We start from the raw sequence: 21,104 nt of genomic DNA on the forward strand, positions 1-21,104 counted from the left end.
TAGAGTCGCTCTAAACGCCGCTATTATGCGAATAGGAACTGTCTTGGACCGTGTCACAGAAACGGATTCCCGGAGTCTCTCCTTAAGAAACAGGGGGAAAAAATGGAATCTAAATCCGTAATTATCGTCGGCGGAGGATACGCGGGAATTGTGGCGGCGAATCGACTAGCCAGAAAAAAATTGCCGATACGGATCCTATTGATCACGGGAAACGAAACGTTCATCGAAAAGATCCGAAACCACCAGGAAATCGCGGGAACGAATTCGAAATTTTATTCCGTACGATCCCTGCTCAGAAAAGAGGTGGAATTAAAAATCGGATTCGTGGAAAGAATCCTCAAGGAAAAACGAAGAGTCCGTTTGACGAACGGAGAGGAATATCCTTATGATTTTTTAGGATATACATTGGGGATGCGAGCGAAAACGAGCGAGGAATTTCCGGAGACGTACTATTCGGTCGCGGAAGAGAAGGATTGCAAGCGGATTCGACAAGAACTGTACGAAAATCCGGATCGAAGAATCACCGTGCTCGGAGCAGGACTGACCGGAATCGAAACCGCTTCCGAGTTAGCGGAACGTTTTCCGAAAGCGATGATCACCCTTCTGGACTCCGGATCGATCGGCGGAAATTTCGACTCGGAAGCGGCGATGTACATGCGAAAAACCCTACACAAATTGGGAGTCACTATATTCGAAAACCGGAAAGCGATTTCCTTTTTACGCGACGGAATCCTCACGGAAACCGGAGAAAAGATTTCCCACGATATCTGCCTACTCTCCGCCGGACTCTCCGCTTCTCCCGTCGGAAAGGAATCCGGTTGGAAAACGAACGAACTCGACCAGGTGTTCGTCTCGCAGACCTTGCAGATTCCCGAAGAATGGAACGCTCTTGGGGCCGGGGACGGAATTCGAATCCTGGGAGAGGGACATTCGCATTTGAGAATGTCCTGTGCGACCGCTCTTCCAATGGGCGTGTACATGGCCGAACGTATCTCGTTTTTATTGGGAACAAAAAGCGAAATCGGATCCAGGCCTTTCTCCCTCGGATACGTGATTCGCTGCGTAAGCTTAGGCAGAAAATACGGCCTGATACAGCATCTAAATCCGGATGATACTCCGAAACAATCTTTCTGGAAAGGACGGGTCGGAGCGATGGTCAAGGAACTGATCTGCAAATTCACCGTCTTTTCTTTTAAAGCCGAAAAATATTTCGATTTTTACAATTGGCCGCCAGGTCCTAAATTGGATCGAAACGACGAATCTCGCGTCAAAAAAGCGATCGTGGCCGCAGGAAAATAGGCAATGGACAAACTCGGGCAATTTCTGGAACACAAGAAGCTGCTATTCGGGATAGCGTATAGAATGACCGGTAGCGTGGTCGACGCGGAGGACATCGTGCAGGAGACCTTTCTCAGATGGGAAAGATCTTCCGCCGAAAAGGTCCGCTCCCCCAAGGCCTTCCTTTCCACGATCGCGACACGATTATCTCTGGATAACCTGAGAAAATCTAAAAGAAAACGCGAAACCTATATCGGTCCTTGGTTGCCCGAACCCATGTCGCCGACTCCGCAGGAGGAATTCCTTGGAGCGGATGAGGATACTTTAGATCTGGCCTTCCTGCATCTATTAGAAAAATTGAATCCGATCGAGAGGGCCGTCTTTTTACTGCGTGAATCGTTTTCATTGGGCTATCCTATTATCGCGGAAGCGGTGGGCAAAAGTCCGGAAAACTGCCGTCAGATCCTAAAGCGCGCCAAGACGGCGCTGAAGTCGGATCGAAGACGGTACCTCGCCGATGCGGAAATGCGAAGGACTCATCTTCGGAATTTTCTGCTCGCGACGACCAAAGGGGATCCGAGCCATTTAATCCCTTTTTTCCGGGAAGAAATCGTGATTTGGTCCGACGGCGGGGGCAAGGTGAATGCGGCAAGAATTCCGATCGTCGGAAAGGATAGAGTCGCTACGTTCCTGCATCGTGTACGGAAAAACCGTCTCAGAAAAAAACTTCGCTTCTATTTTTCCTACGTAAACGGTGCGGAATCTCTGATCGGATATTCCGGAGAACGACCGGTATATTTCCAGAATTTCATCATAGAACCGGAAGGCATCTGGAGAATCTATATCGTCTTGAACCCGGATAAACTTTCCTCGTTTTCCGACAAAAACAAACTGATACGGGAAGGCGCTTTGGTTCCGATCGAATCTTTCCTATTATTCCCGAATCCTCAAACTTCGGGATTCCAAAAATGGATGACTCCCGTGGTAAAATTGGTTCGCTGGGTTTTCTGGTAATCCTTCAACTGCGCCCTAAACCTGCAAAGATTCGATCGTTCGGAAAAATTCCTAGTTAACATAGGATAATCCTCTTTCGACCGCTTTTGCGTCCGGGATTATTGACTTTTAATCATTCATAGTTTTCTAATATAGTAATGAAACTAAGGTTGATAATTTTATATATGATCGGATTTACGATATTCAGCGTGTCTTGCGGAGTCAACGAAACGGTGGTCGAAAATCGAGCCAATTCTCTGATCGTAGACGGGGAGAAGCCGAGCGGATATTTCGAATCTAAATTCGGCAAGGTGGCTTACTGGATCCAAGGGAAGGGAAAAACGGTATTTCTACTGCATTCGGCGGGCCACGACCATAGGGACTTCGAAGCCATCCTTCCGACCCTGACCTCCAAATTTCGCGTGATTCGTTTGGACTGGCCCGGTCATGGAGAATCCGAAAATCCGTCACCCCCATCCTCGGCTTCCGCGGTATCGATCGCGGAAGTGCTGCAGGAAATCGCTCCCAAACTTGCGCCTGAAGGAGCCGTTTTTTTAGGAAACTCCGTCGGAGGATTTGCGTCCTTAAAAATGGCTTTGGAAAAACCGGAACTGGTAAAAGGTCTGGTCCTTGTGGATACGGGAGGGATGAACGCACCCGATTTCGCGACACGTACGTTTTCCAGCCTGAAAGGGAGCGTATGGTTCACGAAACTTTCTTGGACCGCGTTTCCTAAATATTATCTGAAAATCCGAAACGAATATACGAACCTGATCCTGGAGCAAATCCGGAAAAAAGGGGAACAGGAAGGAGCAAAGGAAGTGAACGCCGCGATCTGGAAGAGTTTTTTGGATCCGAAACACGACCTCAGAGAGAAAGTCAAAGATGTCCGCCAACCGACTCTGATCGTATGGGGAATGCAGGATCCGGTACTAGAACCGAGCCTCGGAAAAACCCTGCACAGGGAAATCAAGAATTCGCAAATCGTATTCCTGAAAACGGGTCACGTACCTTTTGCGGAAGATCCCGAAGCCTTCCTGAAAGCTTTGGTACCTTTCTTGGATTCCGTACGATAATGGATCCGTTTTAGGATTGCAAAAAGCGGGATCGGATGACTCTTAAAGGAGAGACATCCGATCTTGGAACCAGAACAGATCCGACAGGAAAGTCCCGAATGGGACCGAATTTTTCAAACCATATACAAAGTCTCCGGGATGCCTAGAGAAATCTGGAATCGTGCCGAAGGACTCTATTCTTTTCGAAAACTCGAATACGGCGATTTTTTCGTAAAACAAGGAAAGGTTCCCACCGAATTCGCCTTCGTTTTTTCGGGACAGCTCCGCGAATATTATCTTACCGACCAAGGCGACGAGTACATTAAAAGTTTCTGTTTTCCCGGGGAATTTACGGGTTCCTATTTCGACCTCCTATCGGAACACCCGTCCACTTGCAATATTCGCGCCTTATCCGATTGCCTGTTAGGAGTTGCGAACTTTGCAGACTTTACCGCTTTATACGAAGAGCATCCCGCTTGGGAAAGATTGGGAAGAAAGACGGCGGAATTTCTATTTATAAAGAAAGCGAAACGCGAATACGAGCTTCTGGCTCTTTCCGCGGAGCAAAGATACGAATCCCTAAAAAAGGCCTATCCGAAAATCGAGGAATCGATTCCTCAATACCATATCGCCTCTTATCTCGGGATCACACCCGTAAGCCTGAGTAGAATCAGATCGAAACTTTCCAAGGCGGGAAGTTAAAAAGAAAACGCCGGAAGAAAAACTCCCGGCGTCTCTCGTAACTCAGCAATTGCCGCTAAATGTTTAGCGAATTACTTAGCGGATGCAGCTTCGCGAATCACGTAAGCGGCGATCTCATTCTTCTGAATTTGGGTCGTTCCTTCGAAGATACAAAGGATTTTTGCGTCCCTCATCAACTTCTCCACAGGATATTCCTTCGTGTATCCGTAACCGCCGTAAATCTGAACCGCGTCGGTAGCGGCTTTCATTGCGGTTTCGGAACAGTACGCTTTTGCGATCGCGGAATACTTCGGAAGACGAGGATCTTCCGCATCGGACATGCGGGCGGACAGATAACAGATCTGGCGAGCGGTCTCGACTCCGATGGACATGTCGGCGAGCATGTGCTGCACCGCCTGGAAGCTGGAGATCTTGGATCCGAATTGCTCCCTTTGGCGAGCATACTTGGACGCGTGATCCAATGCCGCCTGCGCCACACCCACTCCCATAGCAGCCACGTATGGACGGGATGCGTTCAGAGTTTGGAGAGCGTAGATGAATCCGAGGTTTTCCTTCCCGATCATGTTCGCTTCTTCCACCGCACAGTCTTCGAAGATGATCTGACGGGTATCGGAAGCACGGATTCCAAGCTTATCTTCTTTTTTACCTACGATCAAACCCGGAGTGTCGCGTTTTACGTAGAAGCAGGAAACTCCGCGGGTTCCGCGTCCCTTATCGGTATAAGCGAATACCGTATATGCTCCCGCGCTACCACCGCCGGTGATCCATTGTTTGGTTCCGTTGATGACCCATTTGTCGCCTTTCTTAACGGCGGTAGTGCTCATTCCCGGAACGTCGGAACCTGCTCCAGGCTCGGAAAGACAGAAGGAAACTCCGTATTCTCCGTCGACTACCGGTTGAAGCCATTTTTTCTTTTGTTCATGACTTGCACCTTTCATGATCGGAAGAATTCCCAAACCGGTGTATCCGAAACAAAGGCTGATCCCGAGGCATCCTCTGGAAAGCTCTTCGGTCACAAGGCATTGTTCAATGGAACCCAATCCCCAGCCGCCGTATTCTTCGGGGATAGTTAGGCCGTTTACGCCCAATTCCTTTCTCATTCGATTGATCAGTTCTTCGGGGTGCTTATTCTCTTCGTCCCAGTGGATCGCTACTTCGTGGGTGATCTCTTTTTTTACGAAATTGCGGATCGTATCCCGAATTTCGATCTGTTGCTCAGTCAGTTCCTGGTACATTGGTTCCCTTCTTAAGAGGTTTCTGCTCCTAGTTTTTGAGGACTAGGGATTAGATCAACAAAAACCTTCCCGAAATGCCGAGCAAATCGTCCCGAATGGGACAGAATTCCAAGAAAACCCGAATTTTTGTAGAATTTGGCCTTTCTAAACAAGTTTTTTATACAGAACGTTCGTTCTGTTCTTATTCATTTCCGTAAGAAGGTTAAAATCTGAACATACATGAATGGAATCTAAAAGAGTCGACTTTTTCCTTTAAGGATTCGTAACCGAAATCTTTCCGGTTATCGTCTTTAATTCTTGCTATTTAGGTTTTTTACGGAAGTACTGGACTGTGTCTTCGGAATCCCTACAACGATCCGAAAAAAGAGCCGTTTAGCGCTCTGTTAAGCGAATCAATGATTAAGACGAAAAGACAAATCGATTCCCCTTCTACTTTATCCGATGCCTCCGAGAGACCGAGCCTGTATTCTTGGCTGGTCTTTGCGCTCTGTTTTATATTCGTAGAAAATTGTTTCTTGAATCCGATTTTCAAACCCTTGGTCTTTCCGGTCGAAGATAGCAGTCCGGACGTTACGGCGCTAATCGGCGGACTCCTAGGCGTTGCGAATCAAAAAAACCCCGTTGCTTCCGCCGGAGGAGCCACGGCTGCCCCCGTATTGGATACGACTCCTCCGGTTCCGGGCGGATCCGGAATCATTTCCGCAAGTCCTTCCGGAACTTACTCGGCTTCCACCAAAGCGCAGGTGACTCTAAGCTGGACGGCGGGTACGGATAACGTAACTTCTCAAGTGAATCTGACCTACCAAGTATATTATTCTTTAAGCAATAATCTTACGACGTTGACAAATACTTTGGCAAACGGTACTCCCTTCTCCACCGCCCAAGCCGGCCTTTCGGGAATCGCAGTCAACCAACTCTTCGCGAATGCGACGTATTACTTCAACGTAGTCCTCACCGACCAGGCGGGGAATCAGAGCATATACGCGTCTCAGCCGTCCACGATGATGCCCGCGGTCTATATCTTCGATTCCGTCAGCAATACTCAGGGAAATATCGGCACGAGAGCGAACGCGGATACCCTCTGCGCAAATCGAATGTCCGCGATCAGCGCTACCTCTTATCCCTGGAAAAACAGTTGCTCCGTAGTGAATGCGTTTATCTCCCTTAGTCCTGCGGACACCATCTGGAACATTGTAAAAACGGTGAATGCGGGAGTGATCATATTGGGAAGCCAAGGAATGATCCTGGCTTCGGATAAAGTTCAACTAACGAGTGGCACAATCCAAAACACGGTCCGAAATGCAATTCCGGAATACAGCAGCGGAAGCGGGTGGTGGAGCTTTTCGGATTTTACGGGACAATTCGTTTCGGTCGACAGTTGTACCAATGCCACTTCGAATTCCGGTGCGGTATCGGGAAGGATCGGATTTCCCGATATAACTTCTTCTGCATGGATCGACGATGCGATCAACGGAGAAGGGTCTCCCAGTGGAGCTACGTGCGATATACCGAGAACGGTATTTTGCATCTGCCATTGACGCTTGAAGGATTCATTCTACGGCAAGTATCACCGAGGAGGCGCTGAAGAAAGCGTAAACTTCCTTCCCGACTTCCAATCGTAAATTTTTACGGGCCTGGCTAGTCAGTATGGAAATCATCACGTTCCCTCCCGACAATTCTATGGATATTTCGTCGTTAATGCTTCCTTCCGCTATGGAGAGTACCGTCCCTTCCAGACGATTTTCGGCGCTGATCGAAAGATTCCGGTCGGCGGAAAGTAAAATGAACGAGGCCTTGATCAAAGCGTAGGCCGGTATTCCCGTTTTTAAGCCCAGATTTCGCACGCTTTGGTTCGTAATCGTAGCGATAATTTCCTGATTCCCTTTCAACGAAAGGGTCACTTCCGAATTGACGGCTCCCCGAAGAATACCCTTTACTTTTCCATAAAACTGATTTCTAGCGCTGGTCCTCACGGCGATCCGTCTCAAAAAATTTAACAGTTCGGTAGGATGATTCATCCGCTTACTTAGCCGATCCAGAAATTTTTTGTGTTCCTCCTCGACGATATCGAATAATTCCAGAGTTTCTATGGCTTTAGGCGTGAGCCTGGCCCCTCCGCCGTGCGTTCCTCCGACGACCTTTTCCACCAAAATCTCTTTGTATAGATTATTCATCAAATCGATCGAATCCCAGGCCGTTTTATAGCTGATTCCGACCGCCCGAGCGGCTCGGGAAATGGAGCCGTAGGCTTGCACCGCCTTAAGCAATTCGATCTTATCTTTGCCTAAAAAATTGGCCTTATCGTTCTTGAGCGAAAGGGCTCCGTCCAAACGAATCTTGTCCTTCATACGTTCTTACCTTCGGAAATGCTAAAAGAAACCTGCCCCGTAAAACCGGCAAAAAGGATTTTCAAAAAAAAGTTTACTTATCGTTATATAATTAAAAATATAGCGGCTGCGACCTCAGCGAAAAAGAGACTCAAATGTGCAATATCCGAAACTTGTTTCAGAAAATTGGAATTCGTTTAATTTATTTTGTTATCACAACTTCCCTTTTTACGGGGAATTTAATCCATGCGGAAAACGCGACTTCTCAGCCGGGAGGAAATTCCGTCACTCCCGATTCCCCGGCTTCCGGATCCGTTCCTCCTCCTACGGCTAACACTACTACCGATGCGGCTCCTCCTTCGCCCGCTCCCGTCAAAGAAACGGTTCAAGAACCTTACAAAAGTCCGTTAGTAGGAAAACTTTCGGCGGAATACCTGCGCTCCCTGCAATTGACTCCGGAGCAAAACAAAGCGGTAAGAAGCAGCAAGGAACTTTGGTTTCAGGATAAATACAGAACGGGATTCGTACTAAGACCCAGATACGAATCCTCTTTCAATCCGGATTTCGATAAGACGACACCGGACAATAAGAATGTGTTTACGAACCAGACCCAAGCCTACCTGATCGGAGACCTCAACAAACACCTTCTTTTTAAATTGACCGTGGAAGACGTACGCCAGTGGGGAGGAAGCCAAACTCCGGCCGGAACAAACGATTCACGTTTCGGACTTTCCGGAAATGCCGGCACGGTTTACAACACATCCACGCAAAAGACCGTCCCTGTCTCCAACCCCACGTCCTTCCGAGAGGCGTTTTTGGAGATTCGAATGTTGGACGAAGCGTTGAAACTAAGGATCGGAAGGCAGATCCTGGAATTCGGAGACGGTCGGATCGTAGGAGCCAGAAACTTCAATCAAATCGGGAACGCTTTCGACGGACTTCGTTTAACCGTAAAAAAAGGAGATCATAATCTCGACGTCTTCGGAACCGTCCTAAGTTCTCAGAATAACGCAAGCGGACTCGTTACCGCAAACGGAGCCGCCAATAATTCCGTCGGAGACGCGTATTTTACCGGCGCCAATTATTGGATCAAATTGGCGAATTGGATCGGCTGTGACTTTTACGATTTTACCCTCTTAAAAAGAGCCGTAGTAAGCCCGACCGCTCCGGTCTACGATTCGGAACTTCGAACGAGACAAAGCGATCAACTGAATACCTACGGATTCCGATTCACGAACCGGACCCAAAACAATACCCTTCCCGACGGATACAAATGGGACTGGACCGTCGAAGCCGCGTGGCAGGGAGGATCCACCGGACAAAGAGTAGGTACTTCGTGGTTGCAATCCCCCGGAACCACCAACATCGTTATCAACGGACAAGCGATACAGAACGAAAATCAAAAATACGATGCCCACTTTCTCGCGCTTCAGACCGGGTATTCTCCCGTGACTCCTCTTAGAGTGGGAGTCCAATACGTTTATGCTTCCGGGGATCCCAACAGAAACGACTCTTCGGTTTCCACTTGGAATCCTCTGTTCGGAGCGAGAAGAGCCGCGGGCGGCGCCATCCCGTGGTCTGGGGCCAATATTTCCGGCGTGGTATATTGGCAAAACGTAAAGGACTATTCCGTAAACATAAAATACGATTCCGGAAAATGGGGGATATTCACTTTCGTATCACATTTATATTATAAAGCGAAATTACAGGACGGATATTACAACAATAACGGCTACGTCGCGGGAAGTACGGAGGACGCAACGAATCAGAACGCGAACAACGCTTCCGCGCAACATTTGGGCAAAAAGATCGCGTCCGAAATAGATCTGATCTACCAAGTCACTCCGTACGAAAATCTTTCGATCTGGGCGGGCATGGCCTTCCTCCACGCGGGAGACGCGATTACGAATGCGAAAGTGAATCTTTCCAATCCGAATCCGGCGCTGCAATATACGAACCAGCCCAATTCTACGTATTTCTTTTTACAATCGGTTTTCGCAATCTAACAAGGGAGTCCAATTATGAAGCGAATCAAACAATTCCTTATATCTTTCCTCCTTCTATTTTCCGTTTCCTTATACGCGGAAAAGATCACAGTCGCGGCCGCGTCCGATCTGAAATTCGCCATGGACGAAATCCTAGTCTCCTTCAAAAAAGCGAATCCGGGAGAGGAAGTGGACGTGGTGTACGGCTCGTCCGGAAAATTTCAGACGCAGATCCGCCAGGGCGCACCTTTCGACCTATATTTTTCCGCGGATATCGCTTTTCCCCGGGAACTCGTAAAGGAAGGTTTTGCTTCTGGGGAAGTCGTTCCTTACGCATTGGGAAGAATCGTACTCTGGAGCGCAAGTCTGGATGCGACAAAGGCGACCTTATCCGTTTTGACCGACCCGAAAATTAAACGCATCGCGATTGCGAATCCGAAACACGCTCCGTATGGCAAGAGAGCTGAAGAAGCGTTGAAAGCTTCCGGTCTTTGGGAAAAGATACAGGAAAAATTGGTTTTGGGAGAAAACATAGCGCAGACCGCTCAATTCGTAGAGACGGGAAATGCGGAGATCGGCATCATAGCGCTTTCCTTGGCACTCAGCCCTGAGTTGGCAAAGAAAGGCGGCTATTGGTTGATTCCCGAAAATCTCCACGAACCTTTGGAACAAGGCTTTATCGTGACCAAACGTGCCGCCGATCTCCCTTTGGCAAAAAAATTCGTCGAACATATCCGTGCAAAATCCTCTCGGACGATTATGAGGAGATACGGTTTCGTACTCCCGGAAGATAATCCGGCTAAATAGGTCGTACATTCCGGATTTGTAAAATATTTCGGGCAGGAGGAGCACCGTTATTCTTTCGGAAGAAGATATGCAGGCGATTTGGCTGACGATCCGACTCTCGGGGTTGGTGACGGTCCTGCTATTATTGATAGGAACGCCGATCGCTTGGTGGTTGGCCAACACGAAATCGAAATGGAAAGGACCGTTAGGTGCCCTTATCTCCCTTCCGTTGGTCCTTCCTCCGACCGTACTCGGATTTTATCTTCTGCTTCTTTTCGGTCCGAGCGGGCCGATCGGAGAATTGACACGTTTTCTCGGCATAGGCCATTTGCCCTTCACTTTTTGGGGATTGGTTCTAGCCTCCGTCTTCTATTCTTTTCCGTTCATGGTCCAACCGTTACAAACCTCGTTCGAAGCAATAGGAGAGAAACCGTTGGAAGCCGCAGCTACTCTAGGAGCTTCGCCCCTGGATGCGTTTTTTAGCGTGGTAGTTCCCCTCTCCTTTTCCGGTTTTGCCGCGGCATCCGTACTTACCTTTGCGCATACCGTGGGGGAATTCGGAGTGGTGCTCATGATAGGAGGGAACCTTCCCGGAGTCACTCGCGTCGCTTCCGTACAGCTTTATGATCACGTGGAAGCGTTCGAATATCCGCAGGCCCATCGTTTGGCCGCTTGCATGCTCATCTTCTCGTTTTTGGTACTATTGGCGCTCTACGTCCGAACGAATCGAATCAAAAAAACATAATATGCCAGGAATAAGCGTAAATCTGCGTTTAAAACGACCCTCTTTTTCTTTGGACGTGAAATTCGAATTACCGGGAAAAGGAGTGACGGGAATCTTCGGACCGTCCGGCTCCGGAAAGACGACTTTACTCCGGTGTATCGCAGGATTGGAGAAAAACTCGGAAGGGTCCGTCGTCGTAAACGGAAGCGTATGGCAGGATGAAAAAAATCGATTGCCCGCGTTCAAAAGATCGATCGGCTACGTATTCCAGGAAGCGAATCTATTCCGGCACTTAAGCGTACGGGAAAATCTCACGTATGGAGTAGAACGGAGCCGATCCGTCGACAAAGAATCTCATCTACAAAGAGCGATCGAATCCTTGGATATCGAACCGTTGCTGCATCGGAGAACGGACCATCTCTCGGGAGGAGAAAGACAGAGGGTGGCGATCGCGAGATCCCTCGCTCTCAATCCCAGTCTCCTCTTGTTGGACGAACCGTTGGCGTCTTTAGATCCTGCCCGCAAAAAAGAAATCCTTCCTTATTTGGAACGTCTTCATTTGGAATCCCGAATTCCGGTCCTGTATGTCAGCCATTCCCACGACGAGATCACGAGACTTTCGGACCACCTTTTAATCCTGGACGGAGGAACGGTTGTCGCGAACGGCCCGATCGCGTCCACCCTGTCCGGTCTGAATCCTCCCGTAAATCTCGGCGAAAATTGCGGAATCGTTTTAGACGCCGTCGTAGCCGCGATCGAAGAGGAATGGTCTATGGCTAGATTGGATTTTTCGGACGGAGTCATCTGGACCTTGGATCGCGGGATTCCGATCGGATCCAAAACCAGGATCGTGGTTCTCGCAAAAGACGTCAGCCTGACCGTCGATCGGCCGGACCAAACGAGCATTCAAAATGCCTTATTCGCAAAAGTGGACGGAATTGCAGAAGACGAGCATCCGGGATTGTTACTCGTTCGTGTAAAAGTAGGAGAAACCTTTTTTCTATCCCGTTTAACGAAACGCGCCTCTTCCTTACTCGCTCTAACTCGGGGAAAAGAAGTCTGGATCCAGATAAAGTCGGTAGCGATTAAATGACGGCCTGATCGAATTCCTTCCGTTCGCTTCCGAATCCCTAATACCTCAAATATTCGCTTTTGAGCACGAAGGATCCTTTGGAGGCGACCTGAGCCCCTTCCGATACGCCGCTCAAGATGATGATATCATCCTCGATGATGTCCCCGACCACCACATTGACCGCTTCGAACCTACCGTCGTCATGATGGACAAAGACCACGGAACGACCTTCGATTTCGTGGACGGCTTCCAGAGGCAGCATTCTTCTTTTTCCGTCACCCGTACTCACAACCAAACCGGCCACTTTTGCCGTAACCGTTTGCCCGGGTTTCAGTTTTCCGCCTCGATTCGAAACCATGATCCTGATTTTTGCTGTTCGTTTAACGCTATCTAATACGGCACCCACGTAAGCCACCCGCCCTTGGATCTTCGTGCTTTCTTCCGTTCCGAACGGATAGATCGTCGCTTGGGCCCCCTCGTTTACACCGCCCAAATCCTTTTCGTATACGTCCAAAAGAACCCAGAGATTGTTCAGGTTCGCGATGGTAAACAACTCCTCGTTCCTGGAAGTCTGTTGTCCGATGATCGCTTTTCGTTCCGTGACTTCTCCGTTGATCGGACTCCGTAACACCAGGTTGGAGGAAACGTAAACTCCCCTTTCTATTCCCTCGATCTCCGAAGGAGTTAGTCCGTAATTTTCCAGTTTGATCCGGGTCGTCTCCGCCTCGGTCTTCGCCGTTTTGTACTGCATAGTCGCAAGTTCGTATTCCTTAGCGGCAGTGACCTTCATTTCGAAAAGTTCCTTGGCACGATCGGCCTGCAATTTCAAAGCCTCTAGGGAAGCTCTGGCCTTAACGTATGCCGCCTCCACTTCTCCGAGTTGCACGGAAGAAAGTATCGCTAACGGAGAACCTTGGCTTACGCGATCTCCTTCCCGCACCAAAACTTTCTTGATTTTCGCCTCCACGGTGGATCCGACCCGAGCCATGCTCTCGGGATCGTACGTGATCCTTCCGGGCAAGGCGAGTTCCTCGAACCGGGAAACTTCTTTTAAACTCACGAAAGTCACGGGGTGTCTCTTTAGGATTTCATCCGAGACTTTAAAGAAACTTTTGGATTCCTGCGCGAGATTCTTTTCCGGTTTTTTCTTATAGAAATGCCTGTAACCGTAAGCCGCTCCCGAAACCAACACGATCAGAAAAACGATCATTTTGTATCTCTGCAAAATCGCCGTCATCTTTCGTCTCCTTTTGACTGGGTTTTGGATGGGTAATCGGAGTTTTTTCCCGTCGCGGCCCGAAAAGCCTCCACGGCATTGAAGTAAAGATATAGAAGATCGTAATATTCGCGTAAAATGAAAAGGTAGTTTTTTTCGGCTTGGAGAAAAGTGACCTGATCGGAGGCGCCGCGCACGTACGCGATCCTGGATTTCTCCTCTAATTGTTTATTTTTTTGTAATAGATTAATCCTTTCGTATTTGGTAAGCAGTTCTTCCCGAGCCAACAATTCCTTTTTGGCCGCCTCGATTTCGGCGTCCACTTCCCTTTTTTTCGCGTCCAAAGCCAATTCGAATTTCTTGTATTCCTCCTTGGCGGCGTAGATTTTTCCCTGTCCTCTATCGTTCAACGGAATCGGAATCATGGCAAATACTCCTCCGTAATTCTCGCTACCCTTCATCCGCCATTCTCCGCCGACCTGAAGCCATCCTAACGCCTCTTTTCTTTGGAGTTCTATATTCATTTTCTTTTCCTGAAGCCTTTGCTCCAAAGCTACGATATCCGGACGATCGCCGGGAGAAGTCGCTTCTTTGAGCCTCAAGCCCAAATCCTCTAGAGAGCGGAACCTCATCGATTCCACCTGAAAAGCGAAAATACCTTCCCGTTCCGTAAGACCGCTCAAAATCCTCAGATCCTTTTCGATCGCTTGCCTCCGAACGATCGCATCTCTGTAGAATCTCTCCACCTGAATCCTTTCCAGCTCCAACCTTTCGTATTCCAAGGGAGAAATGTCCCCTTTTTGGACCCGAAATTTCGTAAGCTCCAGAAGGTCGCTGTAATTCTCGTAAAATTCCTTATTCGTATCCACGAGCAAGGTCAAGAAGACGAAAGCCCAATAATTCTGCCTGAGCCTCATCCGAAACATTCGATCGAAATTCCTAAAATCCGCTATGGATGCTTCGAAGGATTTTTTGGCGACCCGAGTCCGCAAAGGCACGACTCCGTAAACGTCTAGGTCCTGGTAGAGGGCGGGAGCGGTTTCCGGACTTCCTCCCTGTGTATTCGGATTTCCTCCGATGAACTGTTGCTGGAATTGGAAGATCGGATTTCGGTACAAAGAGGCCGTGATCACCGCCCCCCGGGAAATTCCCACATTCTGCTTTTCGGAAAGATACAGCGGATTGTTGGAAACGGCGTATTCGGTTAGGCGGTCTATATCCCAGTCGATCAGCCTGGTCTGAACTTCCGTATGTTCCGCCCCGGAAATAGGAACGTATCTCGGACTAAAATTCTCAACTTTCTCCGATCCGGAGGATTCGAACGGAATCGTTTCCGACGAAAGAAGACGGCCGGAAGAAGAGAAAAAAAGGAATCCGCAGACGACCAAGAGAATCGAAAAAGAGATTCCTCGTTCTCCGGAACACCGAAACCTCGTCTCATTCTGTTGCAAAGATCGATGGACTCGCATTCTCGGCCTTATTGACTATTCCCGCATGCAGTTTTCGTGCCCGCAAGTCGCTTTGTCGGTTTTTCCGGAGTTTTCCCTAAAAGAGTCGATGAACGTACCATTTCCCCTTCCGTTTCGTAAAATAAGGGTTAATGAGTTCCGACTCCCATTTTCGATTTTCCTTAAACTTGAATTTGACCTCGCAGGCCTGAGGAGTTTCGAAATAAAAATCGACTTCGATTCCTCTCGAGGAAAGAAGAAGGTCCCGAACCGTACGCACGTCCGAATGATTCTTTTCCTTTTCCAACGCTTCTCGATCGAAAAAATACGTCCGAAAATAATTGTCCTTTGCGGAAAGTTCCGTTTTCAATCTCGCTCTGTCCCAATGACCTTTTAGATCGATATAAATCCCGTCCTCTTCCGAAACCAGATCCGGAAGAAAAGTCAGGTCCTTTCTTACGGTTCCATCTATCAATCTTCTCAGGATGGTGAGAATTTCCTCGCTGTCCTTCGTGAATTCTCCCGTATGGCCCGAAAGATAGATCTTAGCTCTTTCCACGTTCGGTGAAAGTTCCTCCGAAACGGTCCTTTTCCGTACGAATCGAGTACAGTCAATGCAGACAAACACAACGAGGAACAAAAGGGAGAATAAGGATCTTACCCGGAGATTGTTGGCATAATCGAAGGGATTCATTCTAAAATCTCCTACCCGGGAGTTCTTAATGCTTTTTTCAGGAGTTCTTCCAGGTCTTTTCCGTACAATACGGACAGTCGGGAAGAATTGTCCGCCAAGAATCTACGTGCTCCGTCCGTAAATTCCGCATCCCCCACGATAAAGGCCTTGTCCAAACCCATGTCCTTGACCTGACTGAGAGTATCTCTAAGGAATATGTCCGAGATTTTCGCGTCCTTCCATCTTCTGAATTTGAATAAGGCTCTTGTCTCCTTGTCCGTCTTACTTAAGCCCATGAAATTGAGACCGTCGCCTTCCTTATTCGGAACTTCCCGACTAATCGTGTAGTTCAAAGCGATGACCACCTTGACGCAAAGGTTCTTGAATTCCACGCCTTTTAGAGCACGGAAATGGTCCATGGCACTGATGCCGATTTTTCCGATTTCGGCTACGATCTTTCCGCCTTCCTCGTCGATGATTCCTTTGATATGGAAGGATTTCGAGGATTTCAATCCGGAGATTTCGTAGTATCTTTCGACCGGAAAAAGTTCCGGGAACAACCGTCCCAGCTCCTGGTCAGGAATGTACCCGCTTTTGGCCGGTTTTCCGGCTTCCAATCTCTTCGTTTCTAACTGGTACTTATAATTGGCCAATTCCACGATTCTTTCATCGTCGACCCGTTCGGACTCCGCCTCGATCAGATATTCGCTGGCTTCCTCCAACCTACCCATTTTGACCGCAATCAAGGCAAAATGGAAATCCGAATCGATGAGCTCCTGTTTCCAACCGTTGTTTCTGGCGATTTCCATACAAAGCCGGGAATGTTTTAAAGCTTCGCTCAAATCCCCCTTGAGTAGGAACTCCAACATGATGAATTGGAATAACGTATAGCGAACGTATTCGTCCGGAATCAGATCCACGACGGAGTTCGCGACTCGTATCGCCTCGTCGTGTTCTCCGGAACGGGAGAGCGTAAGTGCGTACAAAAAGCCCGCTACTGCGGAATTCGGTTCTTCCTCGTAGGCTTTTTGGAAATACGGCTTGGGATCTCCCTTCCGCAAAATCGCCGCCACCACTCCCTTTGCAATGAAGAGAGCGGTCATTTTGACTTTTTCATCCGGAACCCTTGACAGGAACTTGTCGGCAATTCCGAATTCCTTCTGGCCCAAAGCCATGAAAGCGACTCGTATATTCGCTTCCAGATTTTCCGGATCTCCGCTCAAAGTATCTACATAGTGAAAGACGGATTCTTCGAAAAGATCCTGTTGGTAATAGATATCCGCGATCCGGTTCGAGACGGCCGCTTCCGAAATCTCCTTATCGTAAGAGCCGATTTTTTTGATCTTTTCCAGATGCCTGGCTTCGTTGAGGGTATCGCCTTCCATGGCGTAAATTTTCGCCATGATGAAATGTGCCCTCACGTTGGAAGGATTCGCATCCAAAATATCCCGGATTAAAATCCGGGAATCGACGTAATTCCCCATCGCCGCGAGTGCCAATGCCTTTTCGAATGCGTCCTTTTTGGACTGAATCAAAAAAGATCCCGCTGCTACGATCAGGATGATACCTGCTGCAATAAGAATTACGAAGATCATGTTCCGGAATTTCCCGTTATTTACCAAATAAATGTTGGATAAAATCAAACCTTTTCAGTATCGTGCTCTCGATGGGAAGAATCACCTACCTTCGGTTCGCCTTCTCCCTGTTCTTTCGGGATGCGACTACAAGTTTTCTTCATATCTTCTTCTCCACGTTCTTCGCGACCGGTCTGATCCTGAGTTTTTTCTCGATTCGGACGGACAAATCCGTTTCCGACGTTTCTAGTATCGATCTCTTCCGCAATTCTCCCTACTTGGTTTTGGCTCTTTCTAGCGCCGCACTGATTTTTATGGGAATTGTCAGGACGACGAGCCGCTCCGGAGACACCGGAATTATGATGGCCGTCGGCGGAAACCGCTTCGGGTGCATCCTTTTGGAAACTACGGAACTCTGGATCATTCACGGTTTCGGCTTCGTTTTGGCCTCCGCTGCCAGCTTTTTTTACCCGCCGGGAAATCCGGCCTTGGTATCCGTTTTGGATTATGCGAGCGCCTTCCTATACGAATCCGCTCTGCTCGGTCTCGCGGGAGGATGCACCGCCTTCCTCCATACATTAGTCGATCCGTACAGATCCATCCGGAGGGGAAAATGATCCTACGGATCAACAATCTTTCCCGCACATACGGAAACACGAAAGCGGTAAATTCCGTTTCCTTCGACGTGAACCAATCCGATTATGTCGCCATCGTGGGTCCATCCGGTTCCGGAAAAACGACCTTACTTTCCATGATTACCGGAATGCTGACGAGTAGTTCGGGAGAAATCTATTTCGATACCCTAAAACTCTCCAGCATGACCAAAGGAACTCTCGCGAAATTTCGGGCCCGAAATATCGGACTCATTTTCCAATTTTCCGAACTGATTTCCCATCTGACTGTGGAAGAGAATATTCTTCTCCCCGCCCTTTTGGTCGGGAAATTCGGAGAGCAGGAATATAAGGAAAAATGCGAATATCTCATTTCTAGCCTGAACCTGAATTCTATCCGGGACCGATTGCCGACCAGACTTTCCGGTGGCCAGATCCAGATGACCGCAATCGCGAGAGCCCTGATCAATGAACCCGAAATCCTGTTGGCGGACGAACCTTCCGGAGATCTGGATCCCGAAAACAGCGAACTGGTGAGAAAATTGCTCTCCGACTTCAATTCCAGAGGATTGACCGTACTCCTCGTAACCCACGATATGAACCTGGCGTTCGACGCAAAGACGATCTACGAAATGCGGGAAGGGAGCTTTACCCGAGTCGTAAAATGAAATCCTTTCTGGGATTGGACATCGGCGCACAAAGCGTTAAGGCATGTAAGGCGGACGAGCACGGATCCATTCTATTCGAATCGTCGGTTTCCACCGGATCGGAAATGGACGGAGAAGCGTTCTTAACCTCCCTGAAAAAGCTGGTATCGGAACTCCTGCAAAAAGGTCCGGTATCCGCGATCGGGTTAGGAAGTCCCGGTCCGATAGATAAGGACAAAGGCATTCTGTTATCTTCCGCCAATCTGCCCAAACTTAAAGACGTCCCCGTCGTTCCTTATCTAAAGGAGACGTTCGGACTTCCCGTTTATTACGACAACGACGCGAACTGCGCCGCGTTAGGGGAATATTGGTACGGACAAGGAAAAGGGTCCCCCAATCTTCTCGTGCTGACATTGGGGACGGGCATAGGAGGAGGCTGGATTCACGAAGGCAAACTCTTCGACGGTTACAAAGGCAACAGCATGGAAGTGGGGCACACTACGATACGCCCCGGCGGATCTCCCTGCGGATGCGGCCACAAAGGTTGCGCGGAAGCGTACTTTAGTGCCAGCGGATTTTCCACTAGATACAAAGAGCTGACCGGCAACACGTTTCGAAACGCCGAGGAGTTCTTTGCTCGAGCGGAAAAAGGCGAACGCGAGGCCGCTAGAATTTTGGACGAAGGAAAAGAGGTCCTGGCCGAACTGATCCGCAACCTGATCCACATCCTAAATCCGGAATGCATCGTTTTGTCCGGAGGCTTGGTGCGATCCTATTCTCTTTTCGGAAAACCGCTTGAAAATCGCGTTAGAGAAATCATTTTTCCCGTATTCAGAGACTACGTTCGCATTTTAGCGGGTGGCTCCATCACCGGAGCGCTCGGCGCAGCGAGTCTTTGTTTGGGACGGAACGAATGAACGACGCAAACTGTCTTTTTTGCAGGATTATCCGGAAGGAAATCCCGGCCAAAATCGCCTACGAGGATGAAAATATATTAGCATTTCATGATATTTCTCCCCAAGCGCCGGTTCATGTTTTAGTTATCCCTAAAAAGCATTACGTGTCTCTAGACGAACTAGGAGAAGGGGAAAAGAATCTGGCAGGGGAGCTTCTCTTTCGCATTCGGGAATTGGCGAGATCCCTCGGACTGGCGCAAAACGGCTACCGCGTGGTCAATAATAGGGGCCCACAAGGCGGCCAAACCGTCTTCCACCTACACTTTCACCTGTTAGGCGGTCGACAGATGACCTGGCCTCCGGGCTGAACCGTTGGAGTTCCTCCTTGAAAAAACTCGCGATCGGAATCTTAATCAGCGGCATTTCCTTGGGTTTCCTATTTTGGAAACTGGACCTTTCCGGTTTTGCCAATATCCGGGAAAGATGGGAGCCTATATATTTGCTGCCTTTTTTTGCGGCGATCATCTGGGGCTTGTCGCTTTTTTCCTGGAGATGGTACCTTCTCCTCGGAAAAAGGATCCCGTTTAAGACCGCGCTTCTCTCTTCGTTTATCGGCGTGGGAGCGAACCAATTCCTGCCCGCACGGGGCGGCGATATTTTCCGGCTGTACTTATGCAAAAAGGATTCGGACGCCAACTACGGATCCCTGGTGAGCGCTCTCTTTCTGGAAAAAGTTTTGGATTTCGCTTTCATCTTCAGCGCGGGACTCGGCGCTTTCTTCCTGTTGGGCATTCACCAGGATTTCGTACGTTTCCTATTGCCGCTCGTGGGAATCGCTTCCATTTTGGGAGTCCTCGTTTTCGTGCGTTTTTTCCACAAAGGGATCGCATCGTTGGGAGAAGCGTTATTTTCAAAAGTGGGAAAAGGGGAATTTTTCCGCAGCAAACTCTCCCCTCTCGTCCTGGAGCTGGGCGGATTTTTAAGTCTGAACAATGCGGGAAAGCACGGCTTACTCACCGGCTGCACTTGGCTCTTTGGTTACGGACTCCATTATACTTTGTTACAGTATTTGGTAGGAATCCATTTAAGTCCGATGGAGACCGTATTCATCATGTTTTGCGGAGCCGTAGGAGTGATGGTCCCTTCCGCACCGTCCGGTGCAGGTGTATACCACGCTTCCATTACTTCGGGATTCGTCTTATTAGGAAGGGAAAGTTCGGAAGGATTGGTCTACGCCACTACGGTACATCTAGGGCAGATGGTTTCTCTAGGAATCTTAACGGCGATTCTTTATACGTATTGGTCCTTTACCGGAAAAGAACGCATTCCCGCGGAATTGTCCGGGGAAAAAGACTGAACCCCTTGTTCGCTTATACATTACCGATAAAATAAAAATCCCGCAGGGAAATTTCCCGCGGGATTTTATCCGAAAAAAGAATCAGTTCAATTCGCGGAGAATTTTTGCATGTCCTCGCAACCGGGAATCGTGCGCTGTTTTCCTTGGCTTCCTTTATAGAAATCGCAAGTCGTTTTTTCCACCGCCGCAATGCAGGTTTCGAAAGAGGAGACCATATCCGCGGTGACTTCTTGTTTCTTTTCCTGACGTGCCTTACGAGCCTTCTCGAAATTTTCCTTGAAATAGGCTTCGCAATTCTCTTCCGATTGCATAAACGGAGGGATCATGTTGCGGTACTGGGCCGGGACTTTTGCGAGTTCGTCTTTCGTACACTCTATCGTCTTGGAACACATGACTTTCTGGAATTTCGGGGCCAATTCCATCAGCCTTTCCTCGGGAGATTTGGAAGATTTGCAATCTCCTAAGGAAAGGATACAGAGAGCGCATAGCGATAGCAGGATTGAAATTCTCATCGGAAACTCCGGT

The 21,104-nt window shown here is 48.7% G+C and carries 21 protein-coding genes; 14 read left to right on the forward strand and 7 right to left on the reverse strand.

Annotation, left to right across the window (positions count from 1 at the left end; all coding sequences use genetic code 11):
• Window positions 1–102: 102 nt before the first annotated feature.
• The 4 genes from EHO61_RS16095 (at window position 103) to EHO61_RS16110 (ending at window position 4,028) form a co-directional block, all read left to right on the forward strand.
• A complete protein-coding gene (locus tag EHO61_RS16095; RefSeq protein WP_135814580.1) occupies window positions 103–1,299 on the forward strand; it encodes an NAD(P)/FAD-dependent oxidoreductase in 1,197 nt (398 codons plus the stop codon).
• Window positions 1,300–1,302: 3 nt separating this feature from the next.
• The gene (locus tag EHO61_RS16100) at window positions 1,303–2,292 is read left to right on the forward strand and encodes a sigma-70 family RNA polymerase sigma factor (RefSeq protein WP_135814581.1); all 990 of its coding nucleotides are present in this window, start codon (window positions 1,303–1,305) and stop codon (window positions 2,290–2,292) included.
• Window positions 2,293–2,429: 137 nt separating this feature from the next.
• Window positions 2,430–3,347: an alpha/beta fold hydrolase gene (locus EHO61_RS16105; protein WP_135814582.1), complete on the forward strand. Its 918-nt coding sequence runs from the start codon at window positions 2,430–2,432 to the stop codon at window positions 3,345–3,347.
• A 138-nt stretch (window positions 3,348–3,485) separates the two neighbouring features.
• Window positions 3,486–4,028, forward strand: a complete 543-nt coding sequence (locus EHO61_RS16110; RefSeq protein WP_135814642.1) for a Crp/Fnr family transcriptional regulator — start codon at window positions 3,486–3,488, stop codon at window positions 4,026–4,028.
• Between the two features lie 71 nt (window positions 4,029–4,099).
• Here EHO61_RS16110 and EHO61_RS16115 read toward each other — a convergent pair whose 3' ends face one another.
• Window positions 4,100–5,263 carry an acyl-CoA dehydrogenase family protein gene (locus EHO61_RS16115; protein ID WP_135767823.1) on the reverse strand — a complete coding sequence of 388 codons (1,164 nt, stop codon included), beginning with the start codon at window positions 5,261–5,263 and terminating at the stop codon, window positions 4,100–4,102.
• A 395-nt stretch (window positions 5,264–5,658) separates the two neighbouring features.
• On the opposite strand from EHO61_RS16115, the gene EHO61_RS16120 reads away from it, so the two are divergent.
• The gene (locus EHO61_RS16120; protein ID WP_246032186.1) at window positions 5,659–6,801 is read left to right on the forward strand and encodes a hypothetical protein; all 1,143 of its coding nucleotides are present in this window, start codon (window positions 5,659–5,661) and stop codon (window positions 6,799–6,801) included.
• Between the two features lie 12 nt (window positions 6,802–6,813).
• Here EHO61_RS16120 and EHO61_RS16125 read toward each other — a convergent pair whose 3' ends face one another.
• Window positions 6,814–7,611, reverse strand: coding sequence for a TOBE domain-containing protein (locus EHO61_RS16125; protein WP_135814583.1), 798 nt, complete (start codon window positions 7,609–7,611; stop codon window positions 6,814–6,816).
• A gap of 152 nt (window positions 7,612–7,763) precedes the next feature.
• On the opposite strand from EHO61_RS16125, the gene EHO61_RS16130 reads away from it, so the two are divergent.
• The 4 genes from EHO61_RS16130 (at window position 7,764) to modC (ending at window position 12,178) form a co-directional block, all read left to right on the forward strand.
• A complete protein-coding gene (locus EHO61_RS16130) occupies window positions 7,764–9,596 on the forward strand; it encodes an alginate export family protein (protein ID WP_246032187.1) in 1,833 nt (610 codons plus the stop codon).
• Window positions 9,597–9,611: 15 nt separating this feature from the next.
• Window positions 9,612–10,382: a molybdate ABC transporter substrate-binding protein gene (modA, locus tag EHO61_RS16135; protein ID WP_135814585.1), complete on the forward strand. Its 771-nt coding sequence runs from the start codon at window positions 9,612–9,614 to the stop codon at window positions 10,380–10,382.
• A 67-nt stretch (window positions 10,383–10,449) separates the two neighbouring features.
• On the forward strand, window positions 10,450–11,106 hold the full coding sequence (modB, locus tag EHO61_RS16140; protein WP_135814586.1) for a molybdate ABC transporter permease subunit: 657 nt from the start codon (window positions 10,450–10,452) through the stop codon (window positions 11,104–11,106).
• Window position 11,107: 1 nt separating this feature from the next.
• Window positions 11,108–12,178 (forward strand): molybdenum ABC transporter ATP-binding protein, encoded by a 1,071-nt coding sequence (modC, locus tag EHO61_RS16145; RefSeq protein WP_135814587.1) that lies wholly within the window; start codon window positions 11,108–11,110, stop codon window positions 12,176–12,178.
• 37 nt (window positions 12,179–12,215) lie between these two features.
• On the opposite strand, the gene EHO61_RS16150 is transcribed toward modC, so the two are convergent.
• The 4 genes from EHO61_RS16150 to EHO61_RS16165 form a co-directional block, all read right to left on the reverse strand.
• Window positions 12,216–13,394 (reverse strand): efflux RND transporter periplasmic adaptor subunit, encoded by a 1,179-nt coding sequence (locus EHO61_RS16150; protein WP_135814588.1) that lies wholly within the window; start codon window positions 13,392–13,394, stop codon window positions 12,216–12,218.
• Window positions 13,391–14,824, reverse strand: a complete 1,434-nt coding sequence (locus tag EHO61_RS16155; RefSeq protein ID WP_425460360.1) for a TolC family protein — start codon at window positions 14,822–14,824, stop codon at window positions 13,391–13,393. The genes EHO61_RS16150 and EHO61_RS16155 overlap by 4 nt, the downstream gene beginning before the upstream one ends.
• Before the next feature lie 94 nt (window positions 14,825–14,918).
• A complete protein-coding gene (locus EHO61_RS16160) occupies window positions 14,919–15,515 on the reverse strand; it encodes a hypothetical protein (RefSeq protein WP_246032188.1) in 597 nt (198 codons plus the stop codon).
• An 11-nt stretch (window positions 15,516–15,526) separates the two neighbouring features.
• Complete coding sequence (locus tag EHO61_RS16165) at window positions 15,527–17,089, reverse strand: tetratricopeptide repeat protein (protein WP_135814590.1); 1,563 nt, start codon at window positions 17,087–17,089, stop codon at window positions 15,527–15,529.
• 71 nt (window positions 17,090–17,160) lie between these two features.
• On the opposite strand from EHO61_RS16165, the gene EHO61_RS16170 reads away from it, so the two are divergent.
• The 5 genes from EHO61_RS16170 to EHO61_RS16190 are packed head-to-tail and all read left to right on the forward strand — an operon-like array spanning window position 17,161 to window position 20,579.
• Entirely contained in the window at window positions 17,161–17,685 is a 525-nt protein-coding gene (locus EHO61_RS16170) for an ABC transporter permease (protein WP_135814591.1), read from the forward strand.
• A complete protein-coding gene (locus EHO61_RS16175; protein ID WP_135814592.1) occupies window positions 17,682–18,347 on the forward strand; it encodes an ABC transporter ATP-binding protein in 666 nt (221 codons plus the stop codon). Before EHO61_RS16170 ends, EHO61_RS16175 begins: the two co-directional genes overlap by 4 nt.
• Window positions 18,344–19,243, forward strand: a complete 900-nt coding sequence (locus tag EHO61_RS16180; RefSeq protein ID WP_135814593.1) for an ROK family protein — start codon at window positions 18,344–18,346, stop codon at window positions 19,241–19,243. Before EHO61_RS16175 ends, EHO61_RS16180 begins: the two co-directional genes overlap by 4 nt.
• Complete coding sequence (locus EHO61_RS16185; RefSeq protein WP_135814594.1) at window positions 19,240–19,590, forward strand: histidine triad nucleotide-binding protein; 351 nt, start codon at window positions 19,240–19,242, stop codon at window positions 19,588–19,590. Before EHO61_RS16180 ends, EHO61_RS16185 begins: the two co-directional genes overlap by 4 nt.
• 17 nt (window positions 19,591–19,607) lie before the next feature.
• On the forward strand, window positions 19,608–20,579 hold the full coding sequence (locus EHO61_RS16190; RefSeq protein ID WP_135814595.1) for a lysylphosphatidylglycerol synthase transmembrane domain-containing protein: 972 nt from the start codon (window positions 19,608–19,610) through the stop codon (window positions 20,577–20,579).
• 86 nt (window positions 20,580–20,665) lie between these two features.
• Here EHO61_RS16190 and EHO61_RS16195 read toward each other — a convergent pair whose 3' ends face one another.
• Window positions 20,666–21,091, reverse strand: a complete 426-nt coding sequence (locus tag EHO61_RS16195; RefSeq protein WP_246032189.1) for an LA_2478/LA_2722/LA_4182 family protein — start codon at window positions 21,089–21,091, stop codon at window positions 20,666–20,668.
• Window positions 21,092–21,104 lie beyond the last annotated feature (13 nt).

It is taken from the genome of Leptospira fluminis (assembly GCF_004771275.1).
Lineage (GTDB): Bacteria > Spirochaetota > Leptospiria > Leptospirales > Leptospiraceae > Leptospira_B > Leptospira_B fluminis.